Here is a 12436-nt window from a genome sequence, read left to right on the forward strand (position 1 = left end):
TTATAATACTGCACCTTCACAGACTTACAGATAACTTACAACATTGTTCGTAATGAAGCATAGTCATGTGAAAGAGGCGGTAAAGCTCAATCATTATCAAGAACGTAAGAATAGTTACTAATCTTACTCAATCAATACAGCGCTATTTAACTGTATAAATTATTATGCGAGTCCATGTTATAGACTGATATAACTATGAAGACAGTAATTTATCATGTTCAATGACGAGGCTACTTAAAAACTCAGCAACAGCTCTTATTCTGCGAGATTGAGCAAGATCAGAATGAATCGCTAACCAAATGGGTTGATTACAACCAATATCACTTTCTACACAAACCAGATCTTTTGGTTGTGCAATAAAGTGAGGGAGAACAGCCATACCAATTCCCGCTTCGGCTGCACTAATTTGCGCAGACATACTGGTCGTTGTTAATCGACAAGGTTTACCTCGTAAAGTTCTTTCTAGCCACTGTGCTGCGGGAAGGTGCTGCTGAGTCTCTGACCATCCAATAAAATCATCATGCTCAAAAGTACTGCTTGGATCGTAACTCGTTTTCCGTTGTAAATAGTGTTTTGAAGCGTAAAGACCAAACCCCAGTTCACCTAATCGCCGAATACTGACATTACCACGTTCGGGTCTCACCATTCTCAATGCCATATCTGCATCACGTCTATGTAAGTTAACCGTTGATACACTGGTAACAATTTCTATTGTCAAATTAGGATGCGATTCCATTAAAGCCGGTAATGCTGGGATAATGAGGTAATCTGCAAGTCCTTGAGCTGTTGCTAGACGAATATGTCCCATAACACTTTCATTATTTCCTCGAGTTGCTGTTCCGAATGCATAACCTGCCTGCTCAAGTGCTTCTGCATGGGAAATTAAAGCGCTTCCTTCATCAGTCAGCTTAAAGCCGAGCTGATCTCTCGTGAATAGTCTGATACCTAAAGCGTCTTCTAATCGTTCCAGCCGTCTAGATGTTGTTGCAATTCCAAGTTTCAAAGCCTTAGATGCACTGCTCAGCGTGCCTTCTCTTGCTATAGCTAAAAATATTCTGGCGTCATCCCAGTTCAAATGCTGTTTTTCTCTTTGCTTTCCGATATCGGAAAATTGATTGCCTAATTTTACCATATGAATCTCCGTTTTTGGAAAGCATACTGGAAAACATAAAATAAACCAAGGGAGAACCAAAATGGATAAACGTATATTAGGGCAAGGATTAGAAGTATCAGCAATTGGCTTAGGCTGTATGGGGATGAGTGAGTTTTACGGGCCACGAGATGATAAAGAGTCGATTGCTGTGCTTCACAAGGCTGTCGAATTAGGCTGCACACTGTTTGATACTGCAGATACTTATGGAAACTATCATAACGAAGAACTCATTGGTAATTTTCTTAGCAAGAATCGCCCTGATATCAGAGTAGCAACAAAGTGTGGCATTGTTCGTCGTCCTGGGGAATATCAAAGACATATTGATAATAGCCGTGAGTATATTAGAAAAGCTTGTGAGAGCTCTCTGCGGCGGTTAGGCATTGAATGTATTGATTTGTATTACATTCATCGCCTAGACCCTGATGTGCCAATAGAAACAACGATACAAACACTTGCCGAACTCATTAAGGAAGGGAAAATTGCCCACATTGGGTTGTCTGAAGTTAGCGCGAAAACGCTTAGAAGAGCACATCTCATCTATCCGATCACTGCGATACAAACGGAGTACTCTCTTTGGACGCGAGATGTGGAAACAGATATTTTGCCAACTTGTCGGGAACTTGGTATTGGTTTTGTACCTTATGCTCCACTAGGACGTGGTTTTTTGACAGGGCGTTTCCATTCACAAAGTATTTTTGATAAGGACGACGCTCGGAAGGATCTACCTCGGTTTAGCTCAGATAATTTGAAGGCTAATCGGCCTCTACCTGAGGTGATAGCTCAGATGGCTCACAATAAGTCGTGTAGTTCTGCACAAATCGCGCTTGCATGGTTACTGGCTCAAGGAACTGACATCGTCCCCATTCCCGGAACGAAGAAAGTCACTCATCTTATCGATAATCTTAGTGCCGCTAATATCACACTGACCTCAGATGATTTGGCACAAATAGAATCTGCTATTGGTAATTTTAAACCTGCAGGTGCCCGTTATACCTTAGAAGGTATGAAAGGAGTTAATTCGTGAGAACATTAAATAATACGGGATGGCGCAATTGGGCCGCGGTGTCCATGCTTGGAATTGCATCATTTATTGTAGTCGCCACGGAATTAGCACCGATAGGCATGCTCTCAGCAATAGCAAAAGATATGGGGCAGAATGCAGGTACGACAGGATTAATTGTTACCTTGTACGCATGGATTGGCGCTATTGCAGCCTTACTATCGGTAATGATGATTAGTCATTTACCTCGTCGACCTTTATTAGTCGGTCTGATGCTATTTTTGGGACTCTCTAATTTCGTATCAGCAGCCAGTCATAGTTTTACAGTGCTTTTAATTGCTCGACTTCTGGGCGGAGTCGCTCACGGAGCATTCTGGGCAATGATTGGTACAATGGGAGCGCAATTAGTTTCTTCTAACCATGTGGGGAAAGCGACCTCGATAATCTTTGGGGGAGTATCGATAGCAAGCGTGTTAGGCGTTCCGTTAATTAGCTGGATCAGTAGTGATGCGAGTTGGCGGGTATCTTTTTTATTATTAGGAATACTATCAGTTATTACAGCGTTTACTTTAGCCTGTAGCCTTCCCTATGTATCGGGTATGGTGAGTTTAGGTCGAAATCAATTTTCATCTGTGTTGCAAAATACCAAGTTGAGAATGGTATATCTGATAGCGACCTGTGGTATCGTTGCGCACTTTGCTGCATTTACTTATGTTGAAGTCTTACTGTCTTCAGAAATTGCCATATCTAATAGTTGGATAGCCATTTGTTTATTGGCTTTTGGTGTCGCTGGAATAATCGGTAACTTTCTATGTGGGATATTTATCGATAGCTACCTAAAACGAGTTCTTGGTGTCGGTTTACTATTGATATCCCTTAGCTTGATGTTAATTAGCGTTTCAACAGTTAAAAGTGAGATTATTGTACTATTACTAATGACTGGATGGGGGCTTGGCGTTGCCATATTATTTGTGAGCCTTCAAGCTTGGATAATTCGATTAGCTGGGGATAAAGCATTACCTGCTTCAGCAATTTATGCTTCTATTTTTAATGGTGCTGTTGGCGCAGGAGCTGTGTTGGGAGCAGGTGTTTTAGATCATTGGAATATCAAAACGCTATATTTAATTGCATCATTAATCACATTGCTAAGTTTTATTTTAGTCGCTATCTGCCGAGATAATTCTGAAGGACAAGCCGTTTCTGAGTAAGAAATTCTCTAAGCGTAAAAGATTTAAAAATCTGAGCTTAAAGAGCAACTGTATGCAAAAAATAGAAATAACGTTAAGTGATGTATAGATAATAATATTGAGAATGACTGATTCTCTTAACAGCTGAATATAAATATAATTTTTTATATATTTATATGGGGAAAATAGCGCATTACGAATCAGGGGATATTAACTGGCAGAGTAAGTATATAAGCCCACGCAAAATGAACTGCCCCCTTCACGTTAGACTAAAAGCATCTAACTTTTGGGGGAAGTTCATTTACGGTGGGGAGTAACCACCAGTACTCGCTATTTCAAAGGTGAGAGGTTTACCGATTCATTGGGAAGGATGAATACATTTTTCCCGTATTAATAACCGAAATGAACGGCTGGAAAGCGTGTAAGAAAGTCATATCTATCAGAGACTCTAGAGTATTAGCTTAGATCGTGCAGTTCTTTACTAAGTGCAGGGCTTAATATCATGTCCTCAAAGCAAACCCGCAGAGCACCGCGTTCTGGGGTACAACACTTCACACCAACGATGCATTTCTGTACAGATGGGAAATGTGCTAAACGAAGGAGAGGCCAAGTAATACCATCGGCAGAAAATTGCAGCCGCAGGCTATCTCCTTTGCGTGTGAGCCGAAGCCAAAATGCTTTTGGATTGCCAGGAAAAATGCCAGTAGCCCAGTCCGAATGACCGAGGGTTAATACGCTGCCAATCATTGGTGTGCCATCGTTTAACTAAATACCTGCTTTAACCAGTGTTTTTCATCAGTCATAAACATGATGCCAGCCTGATCATATAATGTTGTAAAATCCGCAGATACTTTTACCTGAAAAGTAAAGTTTTCGACTACATTTGTGGCAAAAATATGGACAGGAAACCGTTCAAAACCGTACCAAGTAGTTTGCCAAAAATCAGTATTATCCTCAGTAATGACCGATAGAATACCTTGATCATATTGCCAGCGTTTAGGCTCGTTTATCCAGTAAAATGACGTATTCATTATTTTTCACCCTTTTAAAACCAATGATTGTTCTGTGGCGTCCGCGTATTCTGTGTTAGGTAATTTGAGCGGTCGATATAAAACTGCACTTCAAGATGCTCCAAATTCACAGAGCTATCATCACGGAAGCAATTTTCTATCACGCTAGGCTCCGGTATTACGGCAATTTTAGGGATTACTGAACCTGCATTATTTGGTGTTCTGACTAAATATACCAAAGCATTATTTATGGTGAGCTTAGCTATAGGGGTGTTCGGTGCTATCTCCGTCACTCTCGACACGCATTTAACCAGCTATATTCTATCATCAGTTTCAGCTTACCTGCCTACTTAGCGGGTGGTACACAAAATTTTATTCAAGCAGTTCTTGGGGGCTGTAGTGTATTTGTATTTTCTTTTATGCTGAATTTCATATTTGTTCTCGTAGATAACAAATAAATTAAATAATCAGTTACATCATCATAAGGTCTACCAAAATATAAATGGTAGGCCTTTTTTTGTTTTAATATTATTCTTCATTACTAAATTTTTTGATGTTATTGATTGGATAAAAAACAATATTAATATTGAGACTGATTTTAGTTGTGTTTTGATACACGAAAAGCGAATATTATATAGATAGTTAAGTAAGTGATTGTTGTTTTCTGATAAATCTCTAGCATGGGTGGATTTTATTAATGATTTCAATTTTATTGATTTAAAATATTAATATAGGCTTATATTTATTCTGCTTAATATATCTAGAAACATGTAATTAAATTAAATTAAATTAAATGAATTATAAATTAATGTTTTTTATTTTATTTTATTTTATTTTATTTTTGTTTTGACTTTGATTGCAAAGTTAAAATATTTAGATTTTCGATTCATCACATTGATTTTTAATGAGTTAAATTCGATTTGTGAAGGCGGTTAATTGTTTTTTTAGTTTTATTTTGATGGATAAAAATAAATTTTCGTGACATGTCACGATAAAAAGGATTCTAATAAATGGCAAAATCAGCAGTAGAACGTAAAGCAGTGCAACGAGCTAATCAAAAAAGAATGGGAATAATTAAGATTGAATTATTAATTGAGTCAATGGAATTGGAAATATTGAAAAAAAACTGTGTCTTGAGGCGGCTAGGTAGAGAACCTTATGATATGAACGAATATATTCAGCTACTTATCCTCAAAGATAATAATGAACTTCAAGAGAAAATGCATAGATTGGAAAGTGAGCGGTGTGATAGATGCAATAAACAGTTGCCGGTGAAGGAATGTTGCCTTGCTGGTGATTCTAAATGCTGGGTGACGTTAGGGTGGCATGAGGTTAAATTGAAAATTAAATAATAAGATTAATAATTATTTTGAAATTCATAAAATAAAAAATCCTATTAAATATTTTCAACTGATAAATCAATTAATACGGCTAATTGCTCATCACGACAGTAGTATTACAGCTAATTTTCTATTAAAAGATAATATAATAATAAATCGATCATTAAGATGAAATGCAGGTTTCATCTTATGTATGCATTTAGTTTGGTTTAAGGTTATTTAAATGGTATCTATGCGCTATAGAAGAATATGATGAGGAGCATGATGAATGTATGACTCTATTATTTGAGGTTAAGCATAGGTCAGTACTTATCAGATGAGAAACGAGTAAAATCACTTAGTTGGTAAGTGCTCTTGTTGTAGATAATATTCGAATCGCATCTATCATTGTGTTAGTTTGAATAGTCCTTGCTTTTTTAAGGGTTAAAAAAATTCTGAGTATAATGAGAAGGGTTTTATTATGTATTTAGTTGATTTACATGCTCATACTATTGCCAGCACCCATGCCTACAGTACGTTTAACGACTATTTTTTGGAAGCAGCAAATAAAGGCATGAAACTGTTTGCCATCACTGATCATGGCCCAGAGATGGATGATGCTCCTCATCAATGGCATTTTTCCAATATGCCAATTTTACCGCGGATCGTTAATGGTGTTGGTTTGTTATATGGAATTGAAGCTAATATAAAAAACAAGCTGGGTGAAACAGATTGCAATGACAAAATAGCTAAACAGCTAGATATTATTTTAGCTGGTTTTCATGAGCCAGTTTTAGGACCTCAAAGCCAAGCCAATAATACAGAAGCGATGATTGCAACGATTCAAAGTGGTAAAGTACAAATTATCACTCATCCAGGCAATCCTAAATATCCTATTGATATTAATGCGGTAGCTCAAGCAGCTAAAGAATCTAATGTAGCGTTGGAAATGAATAATTCATCATTTCTACATTCTAGGGTTGGTAGCCAACCTAATTGCTTAGCGATAGCCAAAGCGGTAAAAGATGCAGGAGGGTGGATTTCTCTTGGTTCTGATTCTCATTATGCAGGTTATTTAGGTAATTTTGACAAAGTAATTGAAATGTTAGCCTCTATCGATTTTCCGCAAGATCAAATCTTAAATGTTTCTCCACGCCGAGTTCTGGATTTCTTAGAATCTCATGGTCGTAAACCGATACCTGAATTTGCGGATTTTTAGTCAAATTAAGCCGTTTAGTGAGAACAGGACGGCTAATATTTTATCTAAGTCACAGATTGATTACGGCTATAAAAACAAACTCATATTAACATAAGGCAGATGCACTTTTGCGAACACGATATCGTCGTTACCTTTACTTGGTATCATGAAATTATTATCCGTTTAATTATTTTATCTATTCAAGAGGTAATCCTAAGGGTAAATAATGGAATTTAATCAGCTACGGGAAATGGACTAACAACCAAAGAATTTTGTTTTATAAGAGAAATCTGATTCACTTTTTCTTTAAATTAAAATGGAACTGGTAGGGTGAGTGAATTTTATAATGAATTATTTTTAAATTTTATTTTTTAATAAAAAACTTAATCATTTGTTTGGCAACATTCTTATTTTTATTTTAAATTTTATGTGGAATCTTAAATTGTAAAATAATTTATTTTTATTTTAGATTTTAATGATTAACAAAGGGTATTTTAATTATATCTCTATGATTAAATTGGTTTAATAAATTAAAATACTATTTGTGTGTGAATAAATATATACATATATTTTCGATAGATTAACTTTATGAGTAGTAAATAATGATGTTTAATGTATTGTTTTTATGGCTGTGGCGTGAGTGATTTTATTTTAATTTAATTAAAAATCAATTGCTTGTATTTTAATGATGTGATTGAAAAACTGGTTTTATAAATTAACATGTTAACAACGTAAATATATCATCAACGAAAAGCATAAATACTTAATTGAAAATAACCTACGATAAATTTTAAAATCTTTATATTTACCCTATTGCTATTCATACATTAAATATGATTAATTAGAGGTGCAAGAATATCCTTGCATACTATCTTCTGAAGGTCCTTATTATGAAAAAGTTATTAGCAATCGTAACAGTATTGTCTTTAGCTATTTCTGGTTCAGCTTTAGCCGCTACAGCAGCTAAAGGAGATCAAGCTGCTCCTTCTGCAAAATCTCAGCAAAATAGCAAATCAAAAACTAAAGCAAATAATACAGTAGAAAAAAAGAAATCAGCTGAATCTAAAAAAAGCTAATATAGATTAAATAGTTATATCTAAAAATATTTCGAATTATATGTAGTATTGATCGTTGCTATCTTTATGAAAGCAACTCAGGTGGTTGAGTAATAAACTATATTTATAATAGATGCCTGTGATTTGAAGTATGGTAGGTATACTATCTTAGTGCCACGAATGGGAATGCTCATTCGTGGCACTGCTTTTTTAATGGTTATAGGGTATAATTAATCTTATTTGTCAAAATATACTATTCTATGAATTATCAATGTCCTCTGTGTTTTAAACCGCTACGACTTCTTAACAATAATTGGCAATGCGAAGATAAGCATCAATTTGACCGTGCAAAAGAAGGCTATGTTAACTTGCTTCCAGTCCAGCATAAACGTTCAAAAGATCCGGGCGATAGTGCAGAAATGATGCAATCACGTCGCCAGTTTTTAAATGCAGGTCATTATGACTCTATGCGGAAATTAGCGGCTGAAAAATTGAATCAATATCTCGCTAAAGAGAGTGATACTGTATTAGATATTGGTTGTGGGGAAGGGTATTATACTGATTATTTTATGCAGGATATCCGAAAGCAGCATCAATCTATTTCATTTTTTGGTTTAGATGTATCAAAAGCAGCTATTCGTTATGCAGCAAAACGCTATTCCTCAGTTAACTTTTGCGTTGCCTCAAGCCATCGCCTACCATTTTTCCAAGATAGCATTGGTGCAATCATTCGTATTTATGCACCTTGCAAAGCTGAAGAGTTATCAAGAGTCTTACAGCCAGCAGGGATATTGATTACGGTGACGCCAGCCCCACGACATTTACAAGAATTAAAGCGATTAATTTATTCTGAAGTTAAACTTCACCCAATTAAAGAAGAAGAATTGCCTCAGTTCACATTATTAGATGAAACTAACTTAAATTACTCTATGCAACTTACAGGTAATGAAGCTTTTGAACTGTTGCAAATGACGCCATTTGCATGGCGCGCATCAGAAGATGTGAAACAGGCATTAAAGCAAGCAGCATTAACAGATTATACGGCTGATTTTATGATCCGTGTATATCAATTAAACGATTAATTGATATTACCTTTCAACACGATATTGAGTAGATAAGTAGGTAGTATGTATAACCTGAGCCACCGTATTTTTGTATGGCTCAGGTTTTTGGTGGGAATGGTTTTACTATTTTGTTTATATGCAACTTGGATCATTTAGAGTTACATATACACCATTATATTACCCTTAGTTTATCATCCATCCGGAATCAATCTTCGTTTTATTTTATCTATGCAAATGTTGATGATTTCGTCTGGATGATTGAATACAACTTAATTTAAGTTATTTTACTTGTAGTATTAGAGGGTATTTTTATTTAAGGCGCGTACATAAACAATTGAAGATGTTCAAATAAGATATTAAAGCCAATTCCAACTAATACCAGACCACCAATAATTTCTGCTTTTTTTCCGAGTAATGGCCCAACATAGCGACCAATCATCATGCCTATCGTTGCCATGATCATGGTCATTAAGCCAATGGTCATTGCAGTATGAACGATATCGACTTGTAAAAAGGCAAGTCCTAAACCAATAGCCATAGCATCAAGGCTGGTGGCAATAGCTGAAATGATTAAGCTCATTGAACTATGACGTGAGGATTTAGTGCAGCATTCATCATCTTCTTTAGCTTTAAAGCCTTGCCAAATCATGCGAGAACCGAGAATAAATAGCAGGGCGAAAGCAATCCAATGATCCCAGCGAATGACATATTGACTCGCCAAAATACCGATTCCCCATCCTATAATTGGGGTTATTGCTTCAATAAAGCCAAAGATAAAACCAGTTCGGAGGATCTCTTTAAAGCGGGGTTTATGAAGGACGGCTCCTTTGCAAACAGCAACAGCAAATGCATCCATAGAAAGCGCGAGCGCTAGAATAATAGTGGCGTAAAAACTCATAACATAACCTCGGTTGGCGAATCCATATACACATAAATTACCCCCAACCAAAAGGCTTATTTATGTGTCTATGGTCTTGCCAACCAAGATGGTGTCCGCACCACGTTTAAATTCAAACGAGTATGTTGATACGGACTTTCTGGACGTAATCTCCAGAACAGGCTACTCCCCAATGACGTGGGTTGAAAGATATCACAAATTAATATAAAGACAACACTTAAATTTATGTGGCTATTAAATGTTATTGATAATAATTTCCATTTGCAATGATTTGGAATATTAAGGTTAATTTAATTAGTAATTAACCTTAATATTGATGGGAATATATATTCTAATTATTTATTATTAATAAGGAATTCATATATCCTTTGTAAATCATCTAGTTGTGATACTTGGATGTGAATTTTCTTATGTTCCAAACCTATAATCAATATACCATCTTCAGATAAATTCATTGTCTTTATTCTTTCAAATAATATAAATGTATTGGCGAAATAAAAACCTTTTTGTTTGAAAAATAATTTTGGTGTTCGAATAAACGCCAAATAAATTGACATCATAATAGTAACCATTAATAAATAAGTGGTTAACATACTGCCATGTCGCGAAATATTGGTGTAAATAACGATGCAAATTAAGACAATAAAAATAATAGCGTCGACACGATGTTTGCGTTTGAGATTAATTTTTAAAAGCGTTTTTCCCTTACGCAATTGCAGGATAAATTCATCATAAATTGCGTATAAAAGCATTAGTAAAATGATAATGGCCAGAATGATATCATTTAAGGTCATTTTGAGTGCCCTTGGCTAAGTAAACATGCTAGAGAGCTTAAAAGCAAAAATGGGAGGCTGCAACCTCCCATTTCAATTAATTACAGTTAATTACGGAGCTAAGAATTTTAACCAAGCACCAAGGATACCAAGACCGAAGAATCCAATGATAATCCATAATGGGTTTACTTTACGGCGAAGCAACCACATACACGCGAAGGTGAGTAATAATGGCACCAATCCGGGCATCAGATCATTTAAAATATTCTGAACCGTTGTGATTGTCACTACTTTGGTTTCAGGGTTTTCGATGGCTGAAACCACAACGGGTATATCGACATGTGTCCATTTATTAACCAAAGCCCCCATAACAAAGAGACCTAGAATCGATGCACCCTCTGTTAATTTTTGAAGGAAGCCACCACCAATATCTTGAACGATATCGATGCCTTTTTTATAGCCGTATGAAACACCATAATACAGGGTTAATAGACGAACTAGGTTGAATAGAACAAAGAACAGGATTGGACCTAAAAGGCTACCTGTCATTGCAATACCTGCACCGAGTGCGGCGAATACCGGACGAACAGTACCCCAGAAAATTGGGTCGCCAACACCAGCAAGTGGTCCCATCAAACCAACTTTAATCCCGTTGATTGCACCATCATCAATGTCTGCTCCGTTTGCACGTTGCTCTTCCATTGCCATGGTGACACCTAATACCGGCGCGGCTACATAAGGATGGGTGTTAAAGAATTCAAGGTGACGTTTAATAGCTTGTTTACGATCGTCGTTATTTTCTGGATACAGGCGACGGATCACCGGCACCATCGAATAACAGAAACCAAGTGCTTGCATACGTTCAAAGTTCCAAGAACCTTGTAGAAGGTTAGAACGTAAGAAGACAGCACGGATGTCACTTTGTGTGAGCTTTTTCGCTGTTGGATTTGTTGTATCTACCATTGTGCGATCCTCCTAGTCTAATTCATTATCAAGGTTGTTTTTGCCGCTATTTCCTTGTGTCACAACAACTTGGGATTTGTTGTATTTCGGGCTGAGTTGGATATATAGAATAGCCATAACAGTACCGATAACACCCAGTGCAACAAGGTTGAAATTAGTAAACGCAGCGGTAACAAAGCCTAAATAGAAGAATGGCATCAAGTAGCCTGCACGCATCATATTGATAACCATTGCATAACCGACAACGACAATCATACCACCTGCAATGTTCAGACCATCAGTCACAACTTGCGGGATAGCATCCAGCATTTGTTTAACTTCTGATGTACCAACAGAAACGGCAACGATAAGCGCAGGGATTGCGATACGCATTGCTTGAAGAAGTAAGGCAGAAACATGAATCCAGCTGATAGCCGCTAAGTTACCTTTTAAGGCTGCTCTGTCAGCGGCATGTTGGAATGCAACAGTTACAGTACGAACGATAATAGTCAGTACTTGTCCTGCGGCAGCTAGCGGGATTGCAATGGCAATACCAGCACCAATACTTTGTCCACCAGCAATAACCAATATGGTTGAAATGATAGAGGCAAGTGCCGCATCAGGCGCAACAGCGGCCCCAATGTTCATCCAGCCCAACGCGATCATTTCCAGTGTACCACCAATGATGATACCTGTTTTCATGTCTCCCAATACGATACCGATAAGCGTACAGGCAACGAGCGGGCGATGGAACTGGAATTCATCGAGGATTGAACCCATACCTGCGATACAAGCAACGATGAAAACCAGTACTATTTGAACAACGGTAAGTTCCAT

12 protein-coding genes, 1 pseudogene and 1 riboswitch are annotated in these 12436 nt (G+C 36.8%); of the genes and pseudogenes, 6 read left to right on the plus strand and 7 right to left on the minus strand.

Annotated features, from left to right (window positions below):
• Positions 1-193: 193 nt before the first annotated feature.
• Positions 194-1132: a LysR family transcriptional regulator gene (locus OOA_RS04570; protein ID WP_008910958.1), complete on the minus strand. Its 939-nt coding sequence runs from the start codon at positions 1130-1132 to the stop codon at positions 194-196.
• A 61-nt stretch (positions 1133-1193) separates the two neighbouring features.
• Between OOA_RS04570 and OOA_RS04575 the strand changes: the two genes are divergently transcribed.
• On the plus strand, positions 1194-2177 hold the full coding sequence (locus OOA_RS04575; RefSeq protein ID WP_008910959.1) for an aldo/keto reductase: 984 nt from the start codon (positions 1194-1196) through the stop codon (positions 2175-2177).
• On the plus strand, positions 2174-3361 hold the full coding sequence (locus OOA_RS04580; protein ID WP_008910960.1) for an MFS transporter: 1188 nt from the start codon (positions 2174-2176) through the stop codon (positions 3359-3361). The genes OOA_RS04575 and OOA_RS04580 overlap by 4 nt, the downstream gene beginning before the upstream one ends.
• Positions 3362-3796: 435 nt before the next feature.
• Here OOA_RS04580 and OOA_RS04585 read toward each other — a convergent pair.
• Positions 3797-4371: pseudogene (locus OOA_RS04585) on the minus strand (DUF1349 domain-containing protein).
• Between the two features lie 14 nt (positions 4372-4385).
• Positions 4386-4652, minus strand: coding sequence for a hypothetical protein (locus tag OOA_RS20755; protein WP_201764573.1), 267 nt, complete (start codon positions 4650-4652; stop codon positions 4386-4388).
• A 708-nt stretch (positions 4653-5360) separates the two neighbouring features.
• Between OOA_RS20755 and OOA_RS04590 the strand changes: the two genes are divergently transcribed.
• The 4 genes from OOA_RS04590 to rlmA all read left to right on the plus strand — a co-directional run bounded on the left by OOA_RS04590 (position 5361) and on the right by rlmA (position 9004).
• Complete coding sequence (locus OOA_RS04590) at positions 5361-5702, plus strand: hypothetical protein (RefSeq protein ID WP_008910961.1); 342 nt, start codon at positions 5361-5363, stop codon at positions 5700-5702.
• A gap of 448 nt (positions 5703-6150) precedes the next feature.
• The gene (locus tag OOA_RS04595; RefSeq protein ID WP_008910962.1) at positions 6151-6888 is read left to right on the plus strand and encodes a phosphatase; all 738 of its coding nucleotides are present in this window, start codon (positions 6151-6153) and stop codon (positions 6886-6888) included.
• An 869-nt stretch (positions 6889-7757) separates the two neighbouring features.
• Positions 7758-7943 (plus strand): hypothetical protein, encoded by a 186-nt coding sequence (locus OOA_RS04600; protein WP_008910963.1) that lies wholly within the window; start codon positions 7758-7760, stop codon positions 7941-7943.
• A gap of 239 nt (positions 7944-8182) precedes the next feature.
• A complete protein-coding gene (gene rlmA / locus OOA_RS04605) occupies positions 8183-9004 on the plus strand; it encodes a 23S rRNA (guanine(745)-N(1))-methyltransferase (RefSeq protein ID WP_008910964.1) in 822 nt (273 codons plus the stop codon).
• A gap of 295 nt (positions 9005-9299) precedes the next feature.
• Here the strand turns inward: rlmA and mntP are convergent, their stop codons facing one another.
• The 4 genes from mntP to OOA_RS04625 form a co-directional block, all read right to left on the minus strand.
• Complete coding sequence (gene mntP / locus OOA_RS04610; RefSeq protein WP_008910965.1) at positions 9300-9884, minus strand: manganese efflux pump MntP; 585 nt, start codon at positions 9882-9884, stop codon at positions 9300-9302.
• Between the two features lie 5 nt (positions 9885-9889).
• A riboswitch (yybP-ykoY riboswitch) is annotated at positions 9890-10067 on the minus strand.
• Positions 10068-10219: 152 nt separating this feature from the next.
• A complete protein-coding gene (locus OOA_RS04615) occupies positions 10220-10678 on the minus strand; it encodes a DUF986 family protein (RefSeq protein WP_008910966.1) in 459 nt (152 codons plus the stop codon).
• A 90-nt stretch (positions 10679-10768) separates the two neighbouring features.
• Positions 10769-11620, minus strand: coding sequence for a PTS mannose transporter subunit IID (locus OOA_RS04620; RefSeq protein ID WP_008910967.1), 852 nt, complete (start codon positions 11618-11620; stop codon positions 10769-10771).
• A gap of 12 nt (positions 11621-11632) precedes the next feature.
• Positions 11633-12436, minus strand: coding sequence for a PTS mannose/fructose/sorbose transporter subunit IIC (locus OOA_RS04625; RefSeq protein ID WP_008910968.1), 804 nt, complete (start codon positions 12434-12436; stop codon positions 11633-11635).

The sequence above is a fragment of the Providencia burhodogranariea DSM 19968 genome (genome assembly GCF_000314855.2).
Classification (GTDB): domain Bacteria; phylum Pseudomonadota; class Gammaproteobacteria; order Enterobacterales; family Enterobacteriaceae; genus Providencia; species Providencia burhodogranariea.

What these genes read in the sequence shown, in the direction of transcription:
- OOA_RS04570 (WP_008910958.1), bottom strand. Translation starts at nt 1,132, where the DNA reads ATGGTAAAATTAGGCAATCAATTTTCCGATATCGGAAAGCAAAGAGAA.
- OOA_RS04575 (WP_008910959.1), top strand. Translation starts at nt 1,194, where the DNA reads ATGGATAAACGTATATTAGGGCAAGGATTAGAAGTATCAGCAATTGGC.
- OOA_RS04590 (WP_008910961.1), top strand. Translation starts at nt 5,361, where the DNA reads ATGGCAAAATCAGCAGTAGAACGTAAAGCAGTGCAACGAGCTAATCAA.
- OOA_RS04595 (WP_008910962.1), top strand. Translation starts at nt 6,151, where the DNA reads ATGTATTTAGTTGATTTACATGCTCATACTATTGCCAGCACCCATGCC.
- OOA_RS04600 (WP_008910963.1), top strand. Translation starts at nt 7,758, where the DNA reads ATGAAAAAGTTATTAGCAATCGTAACAGTATTGTCTTTAGCTATTTCT.
- rlmA (WP_008910964.1), top strand. Translation starts at nt 8,183, where the DNA reads ATGAATTATCAATGTCCTCTGTGTTTTAAACCGCTACGACTTCTTAAC.
- mntP (WP_008910965.1), bottom strand. Translation starts at nt 9,884, where the DNA reads ATGAGTTTTTACGCCACTATTATTCTAGCGCTCGCGCTTTCTATGGAT.
- OOA_RS04615 (WP_008910966.1), bottom strand. Translation starts at nt 10,678, where the DNA reads ATGACCTTAAATGATATCATTCTGGCCATTATCATTTTACTAATGCTT.
- OOA_RS04620 (WP_008910967.1), bottom strand. Translation starts at nt 11,620, where the DNA reads ATGGTAGATACAACAAATCCAACAGCGAAAAAGCTCACACAAAGTGAC.
- OOA_RS04625 (WP_008910968.1), bottom strand. Translation starts at nt 12,436, where the DNA reads ATGGAACTTACCGTTGTTCAAATAGTACTGGTTTTCATCGTTGCTTGT.